This is a genomic window from Pseudomonas sp. GG8, from assembly GCF_052976945.1.
Map to the genome: position 1 here is coordinate 2,130,569 of NZ_JBRIIP010000001.1, position 22,348 is coordinate 2,152,916.

Here is a 22,348-nt window from a genome sequence, read left to right on the forward strand (position 1 = left end):
CCCCTCCGGCCGTCAATGGCTGAGGATTTGCGAAAGGAATTCTTTGGCCCGTTCGTGTTGCGGGTTATCGAAGAAAGCCTGTGGTTCGCCCTGCTCAATGATTCGCCCTTGGTCCATGAAGATGATCCGGTCAGCCACCCGCCGAGCGAAGCCCATCTCGTGGGTCACACACAGCATGGTGATGCCGTCCTGTGCCAGTTCGCCCATCACGTCGAGCACCTCCTTGACCATCTCAGGGTCAAGCGCCGAAGTCGGCTCGTCGAACAGCATGATCCGTGGTCGCATACAGAGGGCGCGGGCGATGGCGACCCGTTGCTGCTGCCCGCCCGAGAGCTGGCCGGGGTACTTGTCGGCCTGGTTATCAATCCGCACACGCGTGAGGTATTCGTGCGCTAGTTGGCGGGCCTCCGCTTCGCTGAGCTTGCTCACCAGGCGCGGCCCCAGCATCAGGTTTTCCAGCACGGTCAAATGCGGGAATAAATTGAATTGCTGGAAGACCATGCCGACGTGCCGCCGAACCGCCGCCACACTCTCCGCGCTACGGGTCAGTGCTGTCCCGCTGATGAGTACTTCGCCTTTCTGAAAGTCCTCCAGCAGATTGAGGCAGCGGATCAGCGTCGATTTTCCGGACCCGGAAGGCCCGCAAATCACGAGGATTTCCCCGGAAGCAATGTCCAGGTCGATGTCTTTGAGAACGTGAAAATCGCCATACCATTTTTGCAGTTTGCGAACTGACACTGCCGGCTGAAGGGTAGGGCTGAGGGGATCGAGGGCGCGATTCATCGTGGTGATCCTTGTTCAGCGGTGAGCGCGGTCAAAGCGCTTCTCGAGGCGAGACTGGACGGTCTCCAGAACGATCGACAGCAGCCAATAGAGCACGGCGGCGGTGATCAGCATCTCCAGATGCCGGAACTCGGCACGCCCTTGTGTACGCGCCAGGAACATCAACTCCCAGACTCCAATGACTGACACCAACGAGCTGTCCTTGAGCATTGAAATGAACTGGTTGCCTGTAGGCGGAATGATCAGCCGCATGGACTGCGGCATGATCACTCGGGTCATGACCTGGAAAGGGGTCAAGCCAATAGCTCTGGAGGCCTCCCACTGGCCGCGCGGGATGCTGCGGATGCCCGCACGGAAGATCTCTGTCATGTAGGCGCCGTAGCAGAGCGACAGCGCCAGGACTCCGGCTGGAACCGCACCTACTACATAGCCAAGTTGGGGAATGCCCAGGTAGATGAGATAGATCTGGATCAGCAGCGGCACACCGCGAAAGAATGAGGTGTAAAAGTTGGCAATCGCAATAGCAAAGCCGTTGGACGATAACTTTGCCGTCGCTCCCAGCAGCGCCAGGACGAAGGCGATGCTGATAGAAATAGCGGACACGTAGACAGTGGTGAACACCCCTTGGGTGATCATGAATCCGACTTTGCTGAGGATGAAGCTGTAAGACAAATTGAAGCTGTCGAAAAATAGCAGGAACAATAGAAGCAGCTCGACCCATACGGTGATGATCTGCGCCCGCAAAGGGAATCGTCCCAGGATGAACAGGTTGGCGACCAGCGTGACGGTCAAGGTGAACGCCACCGCGAGATCACGTAGCAGGGGTGACTTGAGGTCGGCAACGACGGGCCCCATCAGCTTTGCTAAGCCCCCCTCACCAGCGCCAGCAAAGAGCGTGATGGCAAATATAGCAACAGCGACCACCCCCATGAACGCGATGTTGTCGGTCGCCCGACTTCTAATGATGTTGTCTTTGTACATCGTCTTTCGTCCCCCCCATGGAGTAGAAATGCCAACTTGTCTCATTTCCATTATGAGTGTGCGAACTGCTGGGGAATACCTTTCGATCTGTACTTATTTTGCTATTTTATTGAGCATATACAGGGTAGGTAGCTTTAGATATGGCGGTATTAGTACGGCAACACGCGGGTGATAAGTCTGACATGGCAGGTCGGCGTTCACCTGCCTGAAGCCCCAATTGCGACGATCAGTGCTTGATTTTCAGGTATTGATCGAGCATTTAAAAAACTGGACCAGATAAAACCCAGTATCCAATGGTGCGCCAGGGATGCCGCGTTGCGCGAAAGCACAACCAGCTGACAGTGGTGTCCTCTGTGTATGCTCGCCGAAGCTCAATGGGCAGTCGTGCTGATGGGTACGAGATCCCCCGCTGTGTCCTCTTTCCTGAACATCGCACGATATCGGCGTTCGAACGCGGCAGTGATTCAAACCGTCGGTATCGCTGCAACCACCATGATTTCAACTAAAATGTCGGACGAGGCCAGCGTGGCTTGAGTTGTCGCTCTGGCCGGCGCACATCCGGTTGGCAGCCATTCGCTCCAGATACGGTTCATCACTGCGAAGTCGCGATCGATATCCTTCAACCAGATATGCGCGCTCACTAGATGTTCGCGGCTGCTGGATGCACGTTCCAGAAGTCGATCAATTTTTTCCAATACATTAAGGGTCTGGCCCTCGCAGTCCAGGCGTCGGTCGTTGGGGACCTGTCCAGACAGGTAAACCAGAGAACCATGGACGACAACACCACTGAGGCGCCCGTTTGGGTCGATTCGTTTAATAGTCATGGTGTCAACTCCTTGGGGGGCAATCCAGGCCTTTTAACGTCAGGCCTTCCAGATGGATCGGTGCCGGTCTACCGGCGATAAGGTCGCTCACTATCTGACCGCAGGCGCTCGCGAGTGTAAAACCGAGGCTTCCGTGGCCAGTGTTGAGCCAGAAATTCTTGAAGGGACTGGGTCCCAGAATGGGCGGCCCCTGCGGTGTAGAAGGGCGTAGCCCAGCCCAGCCGCGTGCCTGGTGATAATCGCCTGCGTCAGGGAAGGCTTCTTCGCACAGGCGACACAGAGCCGTAATGCGCTCTGGGTCGGGATGGGTGTTTTTGATGCCAATGTCGACCATGGCGGCGACGCGAAACTGTTGGCCGAGTCGAGCGTACACCACCTTGTTGTCGAAGTCGGTCACGCTGGTTTCCGGGACGCCGACGTTGCTGGTAAGCGGTAAAGTTAAGCTATAGCCCTTGAGTGGGTAGAGCGGCAGGCGGATACCCAATTGGGCCGCGAGTCGATCGCTGGCGTTGCCGGTAGCGAGCACGTAATCGTCAGCAGTGAAGTCTTCGGCATTCGCAAATTGCAGTGCTGAGATTCGATCTCCTTTGCGCTGAAAACCATTCACGCGTCGTTGCAAACGTCGGTAGAGGCCGCTGGCAATCAATCGTTGCTCAAGCGCCAGACAGAACAAATAGCAATCGGCAGCTTCATCGGTGTCGCTGAAGATACCGCCTGCCAACTTACCCGCCACCGTTGCTAATGCCGGCTCAAGGGCCACGCACCCATCTACATTCAGTATGCGAAGCCCCTCCGAGCCGGTTTTGGCGGCTGCGGCTGCGAAATTTTTGGCGTCGCGATAGACCACTAGCTTACCGTTACGCCGCCAGGCAAAACCTTCAAGCCCGTATTCTTCACGCCATTGGGTCAATACGTTCTGGCTGAACAGTGATAGGCGTAGCAGATGTATGCCATTGCGTCGGTTGACGCTGCTGCGACAGGCCATCAAAAATTCACAGCACCAGCGCCATTGAGTAGGGTCCAGACGTGGGTGAAATCTTAGCGGGGCAGACGAGCCTTGCAGCATCCAGCTTAGGGCTTTCAACGGGATACCGGCGTCTGCCAGGGGCGATACATAGCGATAGCTCAGTTGGCCGCCATTGGCGTAGCTGGTTTCTTCGGCAATGCCGGGGGCGTCTTCGATCAGCGTGACTTGCTGTCCGCTGCATACCAACGCCCAGGCCGTTGCAAGGCCGACAACCCCCCCTCCCATAACCGCGATGTGTTTGCTCATCTCACCCGTACCTTGGTTTTGATGATGGTGACAATAATGATTGAAGGCTGTTGGAGCCAATGAACAATCAGCGCTAAGGTATTGCCAAAGGTTATGGGCCGAGGGCACTCATGCGACTGCGACACATCGAAATATTTCAAGCCATTCTGCAGACTGGCTCGGTGACGGGTGCAGCCAGCCTCCTTAATATTTCCCAGCCTGCCGCTTCCAAAGCTCTCCAGCATGCAGAGGCGCAGTTGGGCTTCAGCCTGTTCACTCGCGTTCGAGGCAAACTCGAATCGACGGCCGAAGCGCGCATCTTGGAAAGTGCCACCGTCAGGGTGTTCGAGGACTTGCAGGCGGTGCGCCGTATGGCCTCGAACCTGCGCACTCAGAAAGACAAACCGTTGCGCATCATGACCACGCCAACCTTGGCGGATATTTTATTGCCGAAAATCATTCCTTCCTGGCGGCAGAAATATCCATCCAGTCCGTGCGAGCTGTCCACCCATCACACTCGAGAGTTGGTCGAGAGCTTATTGCTGCACGAGGCCGATATCGGCTTCTCCCTTCAGGACCCGAAGCACCCGGGCTTACGTGTAAAAGCCCTTGCGCAGGGCTGTATGGTGGTAATCGCGAAGAATGGCTACTGGAGTAGCCAAGCGTTGCAGCAGCCAATGTCCATCGAAGGCCTCAGCAATTTGCCCTTGATCGGGCTGGATAGTCGAGATGCCCTGGGCGGATTGCTGACTCATCATTTTTCCGAAGCGAGTGCGGCGCCGCGAATCGAGATCAGTGTGCAGACGTATCACTTGGCAAGGTCACTGGTCGAAGCGGGCATGGGCCTTGCTATTGTCGACCCCTTTACTGCCTATTCGGGCATCAGAGGGGTGTTGCAGGTGCGTGAGTTGCACCCTCAAGTATCGGTCACATTATTCGCCTTATCGCGCATGGACGACCAGCCCTCTAAATCGGAGGCTTGGTTGTTACGCCAGGCGGCTGACTGCGCTGAAGGCTTTGTTCAACAGCATCGAAAACGCCTGATCGGTGTAGGGGAAGAGCCGTCACCCCGATAAATGCATAACCTCAGGTTATTGAGCATGTTCGTATAACTATTTGCGGCGACCCAAGGCCTGATTCAAGAATGTAATACCTCTACAGCCGAGGCGTTGATTTTTTCCCAATAAAAAGCCGCCAGGCTTCTGGCTCCGCCGGATGAACTGGACGATAAGAAAACCATTGTTAGAACACATCTGCCGCTTTGATTATCTGGAGAGCCGTATGATATTTCATAGTCGTTGCCGCTCAGGCATGCCACATCTGTTTCGCCTTTCGCTGATGGCGGGCGCTTTAACCTTGGCTCTAACTCCCGGTCTGGTTCAGGCCGCTACGCTACATTTGGGAATAGCAGAGGACGCGTTGACGCTTGATCCCATAGCGTCGAGCGACAACCCATCTATCTGGACCGAACTGCTGATCTTTGACCAGTTGGTACGTCCCAGCAGCGACGGACTCAAGCTGGAGCCAGGGTTGGCTGAGAAGTGGGATGTCGCCGAAGACGGCAAGTCTTATACGTTCCACCTTCGAGCCAATGCGCAGTTTTCTAATGGTGATCCGGTCACGGCCGGTGACGTGGTGTTCTCGCTCAAGAGGGCTTCTGGGGAGAAGTCCGAATGGGCGCGTTTTTTCAAACCGATCACTGGCTACGAAATCATCGACAGCCATACTGTTCGTCTGACGCTGGACACTCCGTTCACGCCCCTGCTGAACAATCTGGCGCTGTTCAGCGCCTCAATTCTTCCGCAAAAAGCGGTGACTAACGATGGCGAGGCTTTTTTCAGCAAGCCTGTCGGTAGCGGACCGTTCGTGGTCGAGCAGTGGAACCGTGGCGAGAAAATGCTGTTGAGCAAGAACGCTCATTATTGGCAGCTCGGTAAGCCTATGGTCGATCATGCCGAGATCCAAATCATCGGTGAGGATAATTCCCGTGTACTCAAATTGAAGGCCGGTGAGCTGGATGCGGTTATCGGTCTGCCGTTCAATCAGATATCCGCACTCAAGGCAGATTCCCGATTCAATGTAGGGGTGGCAGAGGTTTTTCGTAGTGAGTTGGTACAACTGAACACCCGGGTCAAACCGCTGGATGATGTCCGGGTACGTCAGGCTCTGAATTATGCGATCGACAAGGAAGGCATCGTCAAAAGCATCTTGCGCGGCAACGGCAAGATCGCGGCGTCTTCGCTGCCGATCATGGCTTATCACGACGACAACATTAAGCCTTACGATCAGTATCTGGACAAAGCCAAGAAGCTGCTCAGTGAAGCTGGTGTGGCAGAGGGGTTCAAGGTCAAGCTGTTGGTGCCTTCAGGTGACATGACCCATCGCCAGGTGGCCAGCGTGATTCAGAGCAACCTGGCTCGAATCGGTGTGCAGGTCGAACTGCAGACCATCGAAGGCAGCTCGCAATACAGCACCACCAAAGCGGGTAACTATGAGATGTCGTTGACCTTTACCACCAGCGATACCATCGATCCCGATCAGTTGGTGGGTTTCACTGCTGTTAATCCGGAACGCGCCAACGCCTTGCACACCGAATGGAAAGACCTGCGCGTCAACGAGCTCTATGAGCTGGAGCGAAGGACCCTTGATGGGCCTGAGCGCGGTAAACAATTCAAGGAAATAGAAAATCTGATCCACGATGGTGCACCGTTCATTTTCCTTTATCACCAGGGGGCGCCTTACGCCTCAAGCAAAAAAGTCGAAGGCTTCAGCGTGTTGCCGACTTCCAACTATCGTCTGGAAAACGTCAAGCTGAATTGATCGAATGCCACGCATCCAAATACACCACGCCGCTTTATTCGCGGGCAAGGCTAGGCACGGAGTCGTGGTAGCTGGCTTGCCCGCGAAGGTGGTGTGTCGGGAGCCGAAAGGAACTTTACGGGTGTCGGTTTTTTTGCGGAGTGCACATGCAGATTTTGCGTTTTTGTTTGATGCGGCTGATTCAGTTGATTCCGGTTTTGCTGGGAATCACCCTGATAGCCTTTCTCCTTCTACGGGTGATGCCAGGTGATCCAGCCACCCTGATTCTCGGGAACCGTGGCAGCGCTGAAGATATAGCGCTTCTTACCCGGCAATTGGGACTGGACCTGCCGCTCTGGCAGCAATACCTGACATTTCTGGGTGATAGCCTCACTGGCAGCTTCGGCCATTCGATCGCCTACAAAACTGATGTCGGACCGCTGATCTGGGATCGTATGTGGGCCACGCTGAGTCTGGTGGCCTACAGTACGGTGCTAGCGATTTTTTTGACGGTGCCGTTGGCAATGCTCTCGGCATTACGACGTGGCAAGGTTATAGATCAGTCGATCAAATTATTTTTCGTGATTGCCATGTCGATGCCGGCGTTTTGGTTGGGGGTGTTGCTGGTTCTGTTGTTGAGCATCCGGTGGCCGATTTTTCCCGTGTCGGGTTATGGCGCAGGGGCACTGGATCGTGTCTACCATCTGTTCTTGCCTGCGTTGGTCATTGCATTGGGCACAGCAGCGCTCACGATCCGCTCGATGCGCAGCTCAGTGATCTCCGTGCTGGGCTCCGAGTACGTCGATACCGCTGTAGCCAAGGGCCTTACTCGGGGAATGGTGTTGCGTCGCCATGTACTGCGTAATTCCCTGCTCTCTACCATCTCGGTGCTGGGTGTCCATACCAGTTGGGTGATCGGCAGTACTGTGGTCATCGAATCTGTGTTCGCCGTTCCGGGGTTGGGCAATCTGTTGGTCTCTTCGATCAGAGCCCGCGACTACCCGATGGTTCAGGGTTTGACCGTGACCTTCGCTGTGCTCGTGGTGTTCATCAATCTGCTCACTGACCTTGCCTATCAGCTTGCCGACCCACGGATGAAGTTCTCATGAGTCACTTTTTTAATCAGGAAACCAGGCAACGGCTTGCGAGGAATCGAGCCTTGCAGAGTGGCCTCGCCTTACTGGTATTGCTGCTGCTGATCGCTTACGCAGGACCTTTGTTGATCGTTCAAGATCCGCTGATGGTGGATTTCGATCAGACGTTGCTTTCCCCTGGAATGGGTCACTGGTTCGGTACCGATGACTTGGGTCGCGACGTACTGGCCCGGGTTGTCAGTGCCGCCGCCGTAGACCTGCAAATCGCCATGATCTGTGTGTTGTTGCCCTTCGTGATTGGCACCAGCGTTGGTTTGCTGTCGGGTTATATCGGCGGGTGGGTGGACGCGGTGCTGATGCGTCTGGTGGATATTCTCTGGGCGTTTCCGTTCTATGTGCTGGTAATCGCCATCGTCGGCTCCATGGGGCCGAGCATTGGCAATATGTACTTGGCGTTCACCTTGGTGATCTGGATTTCCTTCGCCCGCATCGTGCGTGGCGAGGTGTTACTGGTGAAAAATGCCGAGTACATCCAGGCCGCTCGTGTGTTGGGCTACAGCCATGCGCGCATTGTTTTGCGGCATGTCCTGCCGAACGTAATTACGCCCGCTATCGTGTTCATGATGGCCGATGTGGTGTTGACGATCCTCGCCGTAACCTCGCTGGGTTTTCTCGGCCTCGGTATTCAACCGCCGACGCCGGAGTGGGGGGTGATGATTTCAGAAGGGCGTAATTACATTGTTGACGGTTGGTGGATATCCTTGTTTCCCGGCTTGGCAATTGTCTATGTAGGCATAACTTTTGCTCTGCTTGGCGATGGGCTGGATGACTTTCTAAGGCCTAAATCATGATCGCAGAAGTTTCTCGGGCCTTGCTCCAGGTCAACGACTTAACGACGCGTTTTCAGACATCGCAGCAACCGGTTACGGCGGTCGATGGCGTGAGCTTTGAAATACGTCAGGGCGAGGTGTTTGGTCTGGTGGGGGAGTCGGGATGCGGCAAAAGCGCGACCTGCCGTTCGCTATTGCGTCTTTTCGGCGGTGCCGATGCCAAGGTGACGGCTACGAGCTTGCTGTTCGACGGGCTTGACCTGGCCTGCCTGGACGAAGCGCAGCTGAGCGATGTCCGCGGTCGCCAGATATCGATGGTATTTCAGGACCCTATGACGGCGCTTAATCCTACTATGCGTATCGGCGAGCAAATCGCGGAGGGTCTGCGTCGGCATGACGGGTTGTCTGGTGCAGCGCTACGCGAAGCGACTCTGGCCCTGCTCAAGGCAGTCGGCGTGACGTCGCCAGAACAACGTTTGCGCGCCTGGCCCCATGAGTTTAGCGGCGGTATGCGTCAGCGCGTGCTGATTGCAATCGCTCTGGCGTGTAGGCCTCGGCTGCTCATCGCGGACGAGCCCACTACTGCGCTGGATGTGACCGTTCAGGATCAGATTCTCAAACTGTTGCTGCGTCTGCGTCAGGACACCGGTCTGAGCGTGCTGTTGGTCACACATGATCTGGGCGTGGTAGCGCAGACTTGCGATCGTGTAGCGGTGATGTATGCCGGACGGATTGTCGAAAGTGGCAACGTCCGGCAGTTGTTCCACCGTCCGTCACATCCTTATACGCGAGCGCTGCTTGATGCTTTACCGGTGCTCACCGGGCCGCGTCACAAGCTCAGGCCCATCGGCGGGGAGCCGCCAAATCTGGCCGCACTGCCCAGTGGTTGTCGGTTTCATACGCGTTGTTCCTATGCGACTGACCGTTGCAGCCTCGTGGACCCGCAACTAGTCGAAGTCGAACCCGGACACCTCAGCGCTTGCATCCGACTGCAGGAGTTAGCATGGTAATCGAGCCTCCGCTACTTGAAGTGCGCAACCTGTCGATGAGTTTTGCCGCGCCTCGTGGGGTCTATGAATGGGTGACACGGGCGCCTCGCCGCGAACTGCAGGCGGTGCGTGATGTATCGTTCAGTCTGGCCTCCGGGGAAACCCTTGGCCTGGTGGGTGAGTCTGGTTGTGGCAAAAGCACCTTGGGCCGTTGTCTGGTCGGTCTCTATGAGCCTGCGGCCGGGGAGATCCTCTGGCGTGGACGACCGTTGCGTGAGCTCGGTGACCGTCAAGCCGTCAGTCGCAAGATCCAGATGATTTTCCAGGATCCCTATTCATCGCTGAACCCACGCATGAGTCTGGCCCAGACACTGGACGAGACGCTACGTGTGCATGGTATTGGCAGCACTCGCAACGAGCGGGCTGAACGTATTGATGAACTGCTGCTTACTGTGGGCCTTGCGCCGCGCCTGAAGGATCGCCTGCCACATGCGTTCAGCGGCGGTCAACGTCAGCGTATTTCGATTGCCAGGGCACTTGCGGTAGGCCCTGAGCTGATCGTGGCCGATGAACCGGTATCGGCGCTGGACGCTTCGGTGCAGGCGCAGATCATCAATTTGTTCGAAGACATTCGCGACAAGCTGGGCGTGGCCTTCCTGTTCATTGCTCATGACTTGAGCGTTGTGCGCCATATCAGCCAGCGCATCGCAGTGATGTATCTGGGGCAGAACATGGAACTGGCCGATGCGGACAGGCTGTTTGAGTCGCCTCGGCATCCCTATACGCGAGCGTTGTTGTCCGCGATCCCGCTACCGGATCCAGATCAGCGCCATCAGATGGTTAGTCTTGAGGGCGAACTGCCCAATCCATTCGACCCGCCCAAGGGCTGCGCCTTCTCAACCCGCTGCCCTTTTGTTATCGATGCCTGCAAGAAAGAAGTTCCTGCGCTATGTGAACTAGACCCCACACATCAGGCACGCTGCCTGCCAGTGATTCTCGACAGTAGAGGGCTTTAACCCATGTTTTATCGGACCAGTGAGCCTGCGAACCAGATAGGTTCGCAGCTTCTCGAGGATGTTCAACAGCAACTGGCCTTATCAGGTGTGGACCGTCAGGATATGGCGTTGACGCTGTTGCTCCATCCTTCGCCGTTGACGGCTGATCTGGCTGTCACCCCTCCGTTGGGTTTTAGCTATAACGGCAATAAACCTTTCTATCCCGCCAGTGTGGTCAAGAGCTTTTACCTTGTTGCCATCGAAGCCGCACTTCAAGAGGGTCGGGTACAGATGCATGATGAATTGGAGCGGGCCATGCGGGACATGATCCTGTGGTCGAGCAATAACGCGACCAATTACATCATCGACCTGATCAGTGGGACAACGGGCGATACCTTGCTTGAAGATAAGGCGTTCAACGATTGGCAGAGTCAGCGAAACGTCGCCAATCGTTATTTCAAAAGTTTGGATTGGCCCGAGCTCGAAGGCATCAATGTCTGTCAGAAGCTCATGGATGACGACCGTTACGGCCGGGAAAGACAGTTCGCTACGCTTGGGGGTAACAACCACAATAGATTGACCACCGATGCTACGGCGCGTCTATTTTTCCAGTTATTCAGTTGCACTCTAGGCAATTTGCAGCGCTGTGACCGCATGCGGCAGCGCTTTTTGCGACCTCTGGACGAGGCGTTCGTTACTCAGGAAGCGGCTCAGGTCCGGGGCTTTCTGGGAGGAGGGCTTCCAACCACAGCCACGCTGTATTCAAAAGCTGGATGGAATGGTTCGACGGGTGACCCACTCTCTAGCTACAACCGGCACGATGCAGCTTATATCGAACTGGGGGACAATCCAGACGCTCTTTTCAAAGCGTTCACTTTGATTCTGTTCAGCCACGGTCGAACGGTATCGACGGACGAAAAGGTCTTCCCGTCGATCGGTCGGAAGGCGTATGCATTAATTGAGTCGGCGCGTTAAGCAATACATGATTGCTTGGCGGGCGGCCCATCCATGACATTAATCTGCTGGGTAGCTGTAACACTTCACCGACAGAGTACCCGCGCTCAAAGAACGCTGGTTGAACGAACAACGGCGGACCCTGATTGGGTCCGTGGCCATTCGGTCATTGCCGACAGTGCTACTGAGGTCGCGGCTGTACGTGTCTCTACGCCCAACTTCACATACACATGCTCCAGGTGTTTGTTCACGGTGCGCGGGCTCAGGCCAAGGATGTCACCTATGTCTCGATTGGTCTTGCCGCAAGCTACCCAGCGCAGCACTTCGACTTCGCGTTCAGTGAGCTGAAAACGGGCCGAGAGCATTTCATGGGCCGGTTCATCGTTGAGCGTCAGGATTGGCAGCTGTGAAGCTGCGCGAGCCGACCTCAGGATGCGCGAAGTGCGCAGGTGTGCCGCGACGCGCGCGAGCACTTCGTCAGTCTGGATAGGCTTGGTCACGTAGTCGCTGCCACCCACCTCGAAGCCCTGGACGACATGTTCGCTGTCCGTCAAAGCGGTCATAAACAGCACCGGTATATCGGCGCTGGCCGGTTGCGCCTTGATCCGGCGGCAGGTCTCAAAACCGTCAAGTCCAGGCATCACCGCATCAAGCAGAATCAGATCCGGGCGGCGCCGTTGTATGCGGTTCAGGGCGCTTAGACCATCGAGTGCAACCAGTACCATATAGCCGGCGTCATCGAGCGCATCGGAAAGTACGGCGAGATTTTCTGGCGTGTCGTCCACGATAAGTATCACGCCAGGTTCAACGATTTTCGTCAGCACATCCATCTTCTGCCTCCTTGAGGGCACGGTTGATTTCATCCAGGCGGAAGTTCTTTAGCAGCGTTCGTATCTCCGCCACAAAAGGGGCTGTGGCTGGGGTATCGGTTTCGATGGCGTCCAGTTTTTCGTGAAGACCACGCACATAGCCGATGTCGCAGAGCTCACCGAGGGCGGCGAGGTCGCTGGGCCACGGCAGGATGCTCGGGGTTGGCGCGATGGGGGCGATAGTCTGAGTGCGCCGCAGCCACTGCAGATCCAGCTGTTTCTGAATGCGTTCGAGCAGCTCCGGGGTACGCACGGGCTTGGCCAGATAATCGTTGCAGGCGGCAGCCACGCTGCGTTCTCGGTCGTCGGCGAAGGCATTGGCCGAGATCACAATGATCGGTGCGGTAGACAATGCGTTGCGGCGGATCAGCCGACTGGTTTCCCAGCCATCCATGGTTGGCATGGACAGATCCATGAGAATCAAGTCCGGCCCCAGCAGGGCGACTTGACGGATCGCATCCTGACCGTTACTCGCCTGTGCCACGTTGAAACCCAACGGTGTGAGCATGCCGTTGAGCACCTTGCGGTGATCAACATGATCATCTACCACCAGAATCAGTCGTCGCGGCCCGTGGTAACCAATAATGTCGTGCTCAACGTGGACTACAGCCTGTGGAACCCGCACTTGCGAAAGAAAAAGACGCACCTGGAAGCACGTACCTTGATCCAGTTCGCTTTTCACCAACAATTCGCCGCCCATGAGCGCGGTGAGCATGCGTGTGATGGTCAGCCCCAAACCTACGCCCTTGTCCTGGCGCATCAAATCGCCGCGCTCGAAGGGTTGAAATATCCGTTCGATTTGTGCCGGGTCAATGCCGATCCCTGTGTCGGTGATTTCGAACGTGGCGGTCTCGCGCATATAACTCACGCGCAGACAGACCTCACCGCTGTCGGTGAAGTTGACCGCGTTGCCCAGCAGATTGATGAGGATCTGTCGGACCCGCTTTTCATCCCCGCGTACTACCGCTGGTATTCTTCCGATACGCTCCAGGCGAAAGCGCAGACCTTTTTCCTCGGCCTGTGGTGTAAACATGCGCTCCAGATCGTGGATGAGCTCAGGAAAAGGAATCTCGGTGAGTTCCAGGCGCAGCTTGCCGGCTTCGATCTTGGCCACATCGAGTAGCCCGTCAATGAGCGATAGCAGGTGCGAGCCACTGCGCAGGATGGTCGCCAGCGCATCCTTGTGCTGCTCGGGCATGGCTGCGTCGCGCTGCAGTATCTGGGTAAAACCAAGAATGCTGTTGAGGGGGGTGCGCAACTCATGGGACAGCCCTGTCACGTAGCGGCTCTTTGCGGCGTTGGCCGCTTCGGACGCCTCTTTGGCATGTTGCAGTGCCCGGTCGGTCAAGCGGTGGGCCTCTATTTCCTGCATCAGCAAGAGCGTTTGACGATCAGACTCTTCTTGAGCAACTCGCCGGCTTTCCCGGGTCAGTACCACCCACCATGCGAGGACTGCGGTGAACACCGAAAGGGTCAGGAATGCCTTGAAAAATGCCTGATACAGCGTCTGTTGAGCCAGAGGCGAATGGGGCAAGCCTTGAGATACCTGACCATAGATCAACGCCAGGGCGCCACTCAGCATCAAGACCAACGCTGTTAGCAGTCCCAAGTAGTGCACTAATCGTGTATGCAGGCGCGGCACGGTGACATTGGGCAGCAGCCAGCGCACCAGCGCCTCGAACTGTGCAACCAACCGGGCGTGGGGTTTGCAGACGTCACCGCAGCGGGCATCCAGCGAGCAACATAGCGAGCAGATGGGCGTGCTGTAAGCCGGACAGAACGCCATGTCGGCCGTTTCGAACGAGTTGCTGCACAGACCGCAAGCCAGCACCGCTGTCGGCCCGGTGGGGTAAAGCAGTTCCGGTGCGCTGCTGCGGGCAATGTAGTAGCGGCCTTGGGTGGCCCAGGCCAGTAGCGGGGCCATGATCAGCGCAGTGCCCAGTGCTATGAAGGGGGACGCAGCCTGCGCCAGGCTCCCAAACAGGCCAAAGTGCGCCAGCACCGACAACAGCGAGGCGATCAGCATGGCGCCGACACCCACCGGGTTGATGTCATAGAGGTGCGCGCGTTTGAATTCGATATGTTTGGGTGACAGGCCCAGTGGCTTATTGATGATCAGGTCCGCGACCACCGAACCTATCCAGGCAATGGCGATATTGGCGTAAAGGCCGAGTACCTGTTCGATGGCGTCAAACACCCCCAACTCCATCAACATCAGCGCAATGGCTACGTTGAATACCAGCCAGACGACGCGTCCCGGATGACTGTGGGTGACTCGCGCGAAAAAATTTGACCAGGCCAGGGAGCCTGCATAGGCATTGGTCAGGTTGATCTTTATCTGGGAGATGATGACGAACAGCACCATGGCGCCCAAGGCCCATTCTGGTGAGGTGAACACGTAATTGAAGGCCACCAGATACATCTGCGTCGGCTCGGCGGCGCGTTCTATCGGAATTTCATGTTGCAGGGCCAGAAAGGCCAAAAAGGCGCCGGCTAGCATTTTCAGTGCGCCTGGAATTATCCATCCTGGGCCCGCGCAAAGTAGGGCGGCCCACCAGCGCTTGCGGTTGCGCTCGGTTTTCTCTGGAAGGAAACGCAAGTAATCGACCTGTTCGCCGATCTGCGTGACCAGCGACAGCGCAACGGTGCAGGCCGCACAGAAGAACACCAGGTTGAACTCGCCGCCTTCGCCATCCCTGCCACCAAAGCTGACCCAGTTGGTGAACGCATCAGGATCTTTCAGCAGCACGAAGAGGTAGGGTAATACCAGCAGCACCAGCCACAGCGGTTGGGTCCAGAGTTGCAGGCGACTGATCAAGGTCACGCCATAGGCCACCAGCGGAATGACCAGCAACGAGCAAATCACATAGGCGAAAGCTAACGGAATATGTAAATAAAGTTCCAGGGCCAACGCCATGATCGCGGCTTCGAGCGCGAAAAACAGGAAGGTGAAGCTGGCATAGATCAGCGATGTAATCGTCGAACCGATATAGCCGAAACCGGCCCCCCGGGTCAGCAGATCCATGTCCACGCCGTAACGGGCTGCGTAGTAGCTGATCGGTAGGCCGGTCAGAAAAATCACCAGGCTGACCGCGAGAATTGCCCATAGCGTGTTGGTGAAACCGTAACTCAGTGCCAGTGCGCCTCCGATGGCCTCCAGTGCCAGGAATGAAACGGCACCCAGCGCGGTATTGGCAATTCGCAGCTCCGACCATTTTCGAAACGACTTTGGCGTGAAGCGCAGCGCGTAGTCCTCCATCGTCTCGTCGGCGACCCAACTGTTGTAGTCGCGACGGATTTTGACGATGCGCTGGGTGCCGGCTGGTAGCACGGTGGAAGGCTCCTGTGGGCCAAGGCTTCCTGACGATGTCGGGTGGAAGGCTTTTGTGCCGCTGTTCAGTGAGTCTGCAACTTTCATGCCCCGGCCTCGACGCTCAACAGTTACCCACTCTCCGGCGCAAGGCGGGCTTCCTGGCGAGAGTAGGCTGCGCCGAGTTGGTGCGATTTACGCTACGTCAAATGACGTATGCGGTTACGTCAAGCTGCGTATACCCGGCTCCATGGCATGCGGCCATGCTGTTGCCATAACCGATGTAGGCACCCGCAAGGCGAGCCGGCAGCGCAACCGCAGAGGAGTAAAAAGCATGGAATCACGATTGATACGGACTAAACGCCTGTTACCGCGCCGTCTGGCGCTGGGCGCAGCAGCGCTTTCATTGCTGGCCGCGAGTGTTTTCAGCCAAGGCGTGATGGCCGATGCAGCCAATACCACCGGGCTGGCTGTGACCGATACCGAAGTAACCGTAGGGCAGTTGCACTCGGCGACCGGCACCATGGCAATCTCCGAAACCGGTTCTATCCAGGCTGAACGGCTGGCCATCGATCAGATCAACGCGTCGGGCGGGATTCTTGGCCGGCAGATCAAGGTCGTCCAGGAAGATGGCGCATCGGACTGGCCAACATTCGCCGAGAAGGCCAAGAAGTTGCTGGTCAATGACAAAGTAGCCACGGTATTCGGTTGCTGGACATCGGCGTCGCGCAAAGCGGTGTTGCCGATCTTCGAGAAGGAAAACGGGCTGCTTTACTACCCGACTTTTTATGAAGGCCTCGAGCAATCGAAGAACGTGATCTATACCGGCCAGGAGGCCACCCAGCAAATCCTCGCCAGCCTCGACTGGATCGCCAAGACCAAAGGCGCCAAGTCTTTTTATCTGGTTGGCTCTGACTACATCTGGCCACGCACCTCGATGAAAATCGCCCGTAAGCATATCGAGAACGTGCTGCATGGCACGGTGGCCGGTGAAGACTATTACCCGCTGGGTAACACACAATTCGGCTCGCTGATCAACAAGATCAAGTTGAAGAAGCCTGATGTGGTATTCGCCGCCGTCGTTGGTGGTTCCAACGTGGCTTTTTACAAGCAGCTCAACGCTGCCGGTGTCACCGCCGCCAAGCAGACACTGCTGACCTTGTCGGTGACCGAGGATGAGTTACTCGGCATCGGCGGTGAGAACATGGCGGGCTTTTACGCCTCGATGAAGTACTTCCAGAGCCTCGATAACCCAGCCAACAAAGCCTTCGTCGCCGCCTTCAAAGCCAAATATGGCAAAGACTCGGTGATCGGCGACGTGACTCAGGCCGCCTACCTCGGCCCATGGCTGTGGAAAGCTGCCGTAGAGAAAGCGGGCAGCTTCGATGTCGACAAAGTTGTCGCTGCGTCTCCTGGCATTGAACTGACCAACGCACCTGAAGGCTACGTGAAAATCCACGAAAACCATCACCTATGGAGCAGGGCGAGAATCGGTGAAGTGCAGGCTGACGGCCAGTTCAAAGTGGTCCACGAGTCTGACTTGATCGAACCAAACCCGTTCCCGAAAGGCTATCAGTAAGTGCTGCCCGCCCGCCGTGCTCCATGAGTAAGGCGGGCTTTCGGATGAACGATCAGAAAATATCCCTGGTACCAGGAGACCATCATCATGGAATGGCTATCGGAATTTGGTGCCATCGCGGCGATGCAAGGGTTCAACGGGCTTTCCGTGTTCTGCGTGCTGCTGCTGATGGCGTTGGGGCTGGCGATCATTTTTGGTCAGATGGGCGTGATCAATATGGCCCATGGCGAGTTTCTCACCATTGGCGCGTATACGACCTACGTGTGTTCAAGCCTGACTACACACTACGCACCGAGCTTTCAGCCGTATTATTTTTTCTTCGCCATCGCGTTGTCTTTTTTGATCGCCGGGGCGGTTGGCTGGCTGGTCGAGTGGGCAATGATCAGTCGGCTCTACAAGCGCCCGCTGGACACACTGTTGGCGACGTGGGGTTTATCACTGGTGATGCAGCAGACCTTTCGCTCCGTGTTCGGCGCACGTGAAGTCAGTGCAACGCCGCCGGAATGGTTGATGGGTTCGTTCAACCCCACCGAGTCCATCGAAATTCCCCGCAACGGGCTGTTCATGATGGCCCTGACGTTAATGCTCACGGCCGCCATCTTCCTCATGCTTTACCGTTCACGCTGGGGCCTGCATGTGCGCGCCACGGTACAGAACCGGCTGATGAGCCGAGCGGTCGGCATCAATACCCGGAAAGTCGACCGCATGACCTTTGCCCTTGGCTGCGGCGTAGCCGGGGTGGCCGGTGCCGCATTTACTACCATTGGCTCGACCGGTCCGACGGCGGGCTCACAGTACATCGTCGACACCTTCCTGGTGGTGGTATTCGGTGGGGCGCAGAGCCTGTTTGGCACCATCGCTTCAGCCTTTTTAATTGCCCAGACGCAGTCGATTTCCGAATTCTTCCTGAGTGGTTCGATGGCCAAGGTACTGACTCTCTCCGGCGTCATTCTGATCCTGATGTTGCGCCCGCAAGGGTTGTTCTCCATCAAAGTGCGCAAGTAGAGGCGATCCTATGACTGCTTTAGATAAATTCCTGGGTGGCAAACAGAACCTGATCGGTATTTTGCTGTTGGCGATACTGATCCTGGTGGTGTTTCCACTCACGCTGGATGCGTTCCGCTTGAATATGGTCGGTAAATACCTGACCTATGCATTCGTTGCCGTTGGGTTGGTGCTGTGCTGGGGCTACGGTGGGATTCTTAGCCTGGGGCAGGGCGTGTTCTTTGGTGTCGGCGGCTATTGCATGTCGATGTTCCTCAAGCTCGAAGCCTCTGATCCCGCAAGCACCAAAATCCAGTCTACGCCGGGCATCCCGGATTTCATGGACTGGAACCAGATCACCGAACTGCCATGGCTATGGGTCCCGTTCCACAGTTTCACGTTTACGTTGTTCGCGGTGGTGGCGGTGCCTGTGTTGCTTGCCTTCATCATCGGCGTGGCATTGTTCAAACGACGGGTCGGGGATGTCTATTTTTCGATCGTCACCCAAGCCATCGCGCTGATTCTCACGGTGCTGATTGTGGGCCAGCAAGGGTTGACTGGCGGGGTTAACGGTATCACTGACCTCAAGACCTTGCTGGGCTGGGATCTGCGGGATGACAGCGCAAAGATGATTCTCTATTTCATCAATGCTGGGTTGCTTTTTGGCTGTATTTTCCTGGGCCGTTTCATCCTTGCGTCAAAGCTTGGTCGGTTGTTGATGGCCATGCGCGACAAGGAGGAACGCGTGCGGTTTTCCGGTTATGACGTGGCCAGTTTCAAAATTTTCGTGTTCTGTGTAGCGGCCGCATTCTCGGCCACTGGCGGCGCGATGTTCGCCTTGCAGGTCGGCTTTATGTCTCCTTCGTTCGTGGGGATCGTGCCGTCCATCGAGATGGTGATATTCGCTGCGGTAGGAGGGCGCATGTCGCTGCTTGGCGCTGTGTACGGCGCGTTGCTGGTCAACTACGGCAAGACCTACTTTTCCGAGTCCTTCCCGGAATTATGGTTGTACCTGATGGGCGGCCTGTTCATCGTGGTGGTCATGTATTTCCCGAATGGCCTTGCTGGTCTTTGGGATACTCATGGTCGGCAGGCCCTGGCAAAACTGCTTCGTCGCTCGCAACGGCCCCTTGCCAAGCCCGCGTCGATGTCTGTGGTGAGCAAATTAGCCAGCGTAGCTCCACAGTCGATTCAGCCTGCTAGCAGCACCTCCCTGGAGACCCGACCATGAGTGCCAGTGGTTTTGAAATGAACAAGCCAGTGCTGACCATCGAGGGACTGACCGTGTCTTTTGACGGCTTCAAGGCCGTTGATAACCTCAATCTGTATATCGACCGCAACGAAGTGCGCGTGGTGATTGGTCCCAATGGCGCAGGCAAGACCACGGTGCTTGATCTGATCTGCGGTAAGACCCGCGCTACCAGCGGCAGTATTCAGTTCGATGGAAAGGAACTGACCAAGATGCATGAGTACAACATCGTCCGCGCTGGAGTGGGGCGAAAATTCCAGAACCCGTCGATCTACGAGAACCTGACGGTGTTTGAAAATCTGGAAATGTCTTATCCCGCAGGCCGCAAGGTGTTCGGTGCATTGTTCTTCAAGCGCAGTGCCGAAGTGATTGCCCGGGTAGAGGAGGTAGCCAATGAGATTTTCCTCGGAGACCTGTTGCAACAGCAAGCCGACCTGTTGTCCCACGGCCAGAAGCAGTGGTTGGAAATCGGCATGCTACTGATGCAGAACCCGGACCTGTTGATGCTCGACGAGCCGGTCGCCGGCATGAGCGTCAACGAGCGGGCACAAACCGCCGAGCTGTTAAAGCGAATCAGCAAGGGCCGCTCCGTGCTGGTGATCGAGCACGACATGGAATTCGTCAAGAGCATCGCGCACAAGGTCACGGTGCTGCACCAAGGCAAGGTGCTGGCCGAGGGCAGCATGGAATCCATACAGAAAAATCCCAAAGTCATTGAAGTCTATCTGGGCCATTGAGGAGTCGGACATGTTCAACATCGACAAACTGTCCTGCGGCTATGGTCAGAGCCAAATCCTGCATGACCTGGACCTGAACGTCGCCAAGCGTGAGATTGTTGCCGTGATGGGGCGCAATGGCATGGGCAAGACAACGTTATTCAAGAGTCTGATGGGCATCTTGCCGCAGTGGCACGGACGCATCAGCGTCGATGGCCATGATGTCTCGCCACTGGAAACCCATGAACGAGTCGAGCGAGGTATCGCCTACGTGCCTCAGGGGCGGATGATATTTCCCAGCATGAGTGTGCTGGAAAACATCCAGACCGGATTGCCGGCATCGGCCAAGGGTAAGGTGCCCGATGACCTTTATGCATTGTTTCCGGTGCTTTACGAAATGCGCTCGCGAAAGGGCGGCAACTTGTCGGGCGGCCAGCAGCAACAACTGGCGATCGCCCGCGCTTTGGCGACTAATCCAAAAGTGTTGTTGCTGGATGAGCCGACCGAGGGCATTCAGCCGTCAATCATCAAGGACATCGCCCGCACGCTCAAAGAAATCCGCAACCTGCGCGACCTGACTATCGTCGTTTCGGAGCAAGTGCTGTCGTTCACTCTGGAAATCGCCGACCGTTTCCTGGTGATTGAAAAAGGTCGTTTCGTGGTCGAAGAAACCCGCGACAAGGTCGACGAAGCTACCATCAGCCGCTACCTGTCGGTGTGATCCTTATGCGTTATGCCCGCCCGCTTTCATACGCGGCGCGGGCTTTTTCGCGTGCGCTGGAAAAGGACTGAAGACCCCGTTCCTGCTGGCTATGGGCATACGTCATCCAACGTATTTTCTGATTGGCTCAAGCATTCGAAACTGGCTCCAACGCCTCACGCCCTATTCAGTCCAGGAGCTTCGTCATGACCGACACGTTGATCAAGGTTGACCTCAATCAGGCCGCTACCGAGAACGAACAGATCCACAACCGTTGGCACCCGGATATTCCGATGGCGTGCTGGGTCAAGCCCGGAGAGGACTTCATCCTCGAAACCTATGATTGGACTGCCGGTGCAATCAAGAACAATGACGATGCCTCCGATGTTCGTGATGTCGATCTCTCGACGGTGCATTACTTGTCTGGGCCGGTAGGGGTGCACGGTGCGGAGCCGGGTGATCTGCTGGTGGTCGATTTGCTGGATATCGGTGCCAAAGCCGAATCGATGTGGGGTTTCAACGGTTTCTTTTCACGGCAAAACGGTGGTGGATTCCTGACCGATCATTTCCCCAGCGCACAGAAAGCCATTTGGGATTTCAAGGGCATGTTCACCAGCTCGCGGCACATCCCGGGTGTGAATTTTGCGGGCTTGATCCATCCCGGTCTGATCGGATGCCTGCCGGATCACGTGATGCTCGCGGACTGGAACCGGCGTGAGCAGGAACTGATCGATACCAATCCGACCCGGGTGCCACCGCTTGCCAACGCACCCATGGCCCCAACTGCACACATGGGCAAACTCAAGGGCCAGGCCCGCGACGAAGCCGCTGCCACGGGCGCGCGAACCGTTCCGCCCCGCGAGCATGGCGGTAACTGCGACATCAAGGACCTTTCACGGGGTTCGAAGATTTTCTTTCCGGTCTACGTCAAGGGAGCTGGCTTGTCGGTTGGCGATCTGCACTTCAGTCAGGGCGACGGCGAAATTACCTTTTGTGGTGCCATCGAAATGGCCGGCTGGGTCCATATGAAAGTCGAGCTGATCAAGGGCGGCATGGCCAAATACGGGATCAAAAACCCGGTATTCAAACCGAGCCCGATCATTCCGACCTACCAGAACTACCTGATCTTCGAAGGTATCTCTGTGGATGAAGAGGGCAAGCAGCACTACCTGGACGTCAATATCGCGTACCGCCAGGCCTGCCTGAATGCCATCAATTACCTGACCAAGTTCGGTTACTCGCCCGCTCAAGGGTATGCGCTGCTGGGCTCGGCTCCGGTGCAAGGGCATATCAGCGGTGTGGTCGATATTCCCAACGCGTGCGCGACGTTGTGGTTGCCGACCGAGATCTTCGATTTCGACATCAACCCCAACGCCAACGGTCCGACGAAACACCTCGACGGCAGCATTGATCTGCCGATTGCCCCAGACCTGTAAGCCA

The 22,348-nt window shown here is 56.4% G+C and carries 19 protein-coding genes; 13 read left to right on the forward strand and 6 right to left on the reverse strand.

Translation table 11 applies throughout. The features are described 5' to 3' along the window. Positions 1 to 12: 12 nt before the first annotated feature. The 4 genes from ACVBEG_RS10275 to ACVBEG_RS10290 form a co-directional block, all read right to left on the reverse strand. Positions 13 to 783 (reverse strand): amino acid ABC transporter ATP-binding protein, encoded by a 771-nt coding sequence (locus ACVBEG_RS10275; protein WP_322179373.1) that lies wholly within the window; start codon positions 781 to 783, stop codon positions 13 to 15. Positions 784 to 798: 15 nt separating this feature from the next. Beyond that, the gene (locus ACVBEG_RS10280) at positions 799 to 1,764 is read right to left on the reverse strand and encodes an amino acid ABC transporter permease (protein ID WP_322179372.1); all 966 of its coding nucleotides are present in this window, start codon (positions 1,762 to 1,764) and stop codon (positions 799 to 801) included. A 464-nt stretch (positions 1,765 to 2,228) separates the two neighbouring features. Then, positions 2,229 to 2,588 (reverse strand): RidA family protein, encoded by a 360-nt coding sequence (locus tag ACVBEG_RS10285; protein ID WP_322216057.1) that lies wholly within the window; start codon positions 2,586 to 2,588, stop codon positions 2,229 to 2,231. A gap of 4 nt (positions 2,589 to 2,592) precedes the next feature. Further along, on the reverse strand, positions 2,593 to 3,921 hold the full coding sequence (locus tag ACVBEG_RS10290; RefSeq protein WP_447107658.1) for a D-amino acid dehydrogenase: 1,329 nt from the start codon (positions 3,919 to 3,921) through the stop codon (positions 2,593 to 2,595). Between the two features lie 50 nt (positions 3,922 to 3,971). On the opposite strand from ACVBEG_RS10290, the gene ACVBEG_RS10295 reads away from it, so the two are divergent. The 7 genes from ACVBEG_RS10295 (at position 3,972) to ACVBEG_RS10325 (ending at position 11,522) form a co-directional block, all read left to right on the forward strand. Next, positions 3,972 to 4,916, forward strand: a complete 945-nt coding sequence (locus ACVBEG_RS10295) for a LysR family transcriptional regulator (protein ID WP_447107659.1) — start codon at positions 3,972 to 3,974, stop codon at positions 4,914 to 4,916. A 205-nt stretch (positions 4,917 to 5,121) separates the two neighbouring features. Next, positions 5,122 to 6,660 (forward strand): ABC transporter substrate-binding protein, encoded by a 1,539-nt coding sequence (locus tag ACVBEG_RS10300; protein WP_447107660.1) that lies wholly within the window; start codon positions 5,122 to 5,124, stop codon positions 6,658 to 6,660. Positions 6,661 to 6,806: 146 nt separating this feature from the next. Beyond that, positions 6,807 to 7,748 (forward strand): ABC transporter permease, encoded by a 942-nt coding sequence (locus ACVBEG_RS10305; RefSeq protein WP_447107661.1) that lies wholly within the window; start codon positions 6,807 to 6,809, stop codon positions 7,746 to 7,748. Beyond that, positions 7,745 to 8,584: an ABC transporter permease gene (locus ACVBEG_RS10310; protein WP_447107662.1), complete on the forward strand. Its 840-nt coding sequence runs from the start codon at positions 7,745 to 7,747 to the stop codon at positions 8,582 to 8,584. The genes ACVBEG_RS10305 and ACVBEG_RS10310 overlap by 4 nt, the downstream gene beginning before the upstream one ends. Further along, positions 8,581 to 9,573, forward strand: coding sequence for an ABC transporter ATP-binding protein (locus ACVBEG_RS10315; protein ID WP_447107663.1), 993 nt, complete (start codon positions 8,581 to 8,583; stop codon positions 9,571 to 9,573). The genes ACVBEG_RS10310 and ACVBEG_RS10315 overlap by 4 nt, the downstream gene beginning before the upstream one ends. Next, positions 9,567 to 10,568 (forward strand): ABC transporter ATP-binding protein, encoded by a 1,002-nt coding sequence (locus tag ACVBEG_RS10320; RefSeq protein ID WP_447107664.1) that lies wholly within the window; start codon positions 9,567 to 9,569, stop codon positions 10,566 to 10,568. The genes ACVBEG_RS10315 and ACVBEG_RS10320 overlap by 7 nt, the downstream gene beginning before the upstream one ends. A 3-nt stretch (positions 10,569 to 10,571) precedes the next feature. After that, positions 10,572 to 11,522 (forward strand): serine hydrolase, encoded by a 951-nt coding sequence (locus ACVBEG_RS10325; protein ID WP_447107665.1) that lies wholly within the window; start codon positions 10,572 to 10,574, stop codon positions 11,520 to 11,522. 86 nt (positions 11,523 to 11,608) lie between these two features. Here the strand turns inward: ACVBEG_RS10325 and ACVBEG_RS10330 are convergent, their stop codons facing one another. Together ACVBEG_RS10330 and ACVBEG_RS10335 are read right to left on the reverse strand one after the other, a co-directional pair. Next, the gene (locus tag ACVBEG_RS10330) at positions 11,609 to 12,331 is read right to left on the reverse strand and encodes a response regulator (protein ID WP_447107666.1); all 723 of its coding nucleotides are present in this window, start codon (positions 12,329 to 12,331) and stop codon (positions 11,609 to 11,611) included. After that, positions 12,306 to 15,701, reverse strand: coding sequence for an ATP-binding protein (locus tag ACVBEG_RS10335; RefSeq protein ID WP_447108453.1), 3,396 nt, complete (start codon positions 15,699 to 15,701; stop codon positions 12,306 to 12,308). Before ACVBEG_RS10335 ends, ACVBEG_RS10330 begins: the two co-directional genes overlap by 26 nt. A 313-nt stretch (positions 15,702 to 16,014) precedes the next feature. Here ACVBEG_RS10335 and urtA point away from each other — a divergent pair, with 313 nt between their 5' ends. The 6 genes from urtA to fmdA all read left to right on the forward strand — a co-directional run bounded on the left by urtA (position 16,015) and on the right by fmdA (position 22,344). Continuing rightward, positions 16,015 to 17,259 carry an urea ABC transporter substrate-binding protein gene (urtA, locus tag ACVBEG_RS10340; RefSeq protein ID WP_447107667.1) on the forward strand — a complete coding sequence of 415 codons (1,245 nt, stop codon included), beginning with the start codon at positions 16,015 to 16,017 and terminating at the stop codon, positions 17,257 to 17,259. An 87-nt stretch (positions 17,260 to 17,346) separates the two neighbouring features. Continuing rightward, the gene (urtB, locus tag ACVBEG_RS10345) at positions 17,347 to 18,264 is read left to right on the forward strand and encodes an urea ABC transporter permease subunit UrtB (RefSeq protein WP_447107668.1); all 918 of its coding nucleotides are present in this window, start codon (positions 17,347 to 17,349) and stop codon (positions 18,262 to 18,264) included. Positions 18,265 to 18,274: 10 nt separating this feature from the next. Continuing rightward, entirely contained in the window at positions 18,275 to 19,474 is a 1,200-nt protein-coding gene (urtC, locus tag ACVBEG_RS10350; RefSeq protein ID WP_447107669.1) for an urea ABC transporter permease subunit UrtC, read from the forward strand. Continuing rightward, positions 19,471 to 20,229 carry an urea ABC transporter ATP-binding protein UrtD gene (urtD, locus tag ACVBEG_RS10355; RefSeq protein ID WP_322216062.1) on the forward strand — a complete coding sequence of 253 codons (759 nt, stop codon included), beginning with the start codon at positions 19,471 to 19,473 and terminating at the stop codon, positions 20,227 to 20,229. Before urtC ends, urtD begins: the two co-directional genes overlap by 4 nt. A 10-nt stretch (positions 20,230 to 20,239) precedes the next feature. Next, complete coding sequence (gene urtE / locus ACVBEG_RS10360) at positions 20,240 to 20,929, forward strand: urea ABC transporter ATP-binding subunit UrtE (protein ID WP_322179368.1); 690 nt, start codon at positions 20,240 to 20,242, stop codon at positions 20,927 to 20,929. A 185-nt stretch (positions 20,930 to 21,114) separates the two neighbouring features. After that, positions 21,115 to 22,344, forward strand: coding sequence for a formamidase (fmdA, locus tag ACVBEG_RS10365; RefSeq protein ID WP_322179367.1), 1,230 nt, complete (start codon positions 21,115 to 21,117; stop codon positions 22,342 to 22,344). Positions 22,345 to 22,348: the final 4 nt, after the last annotated feature.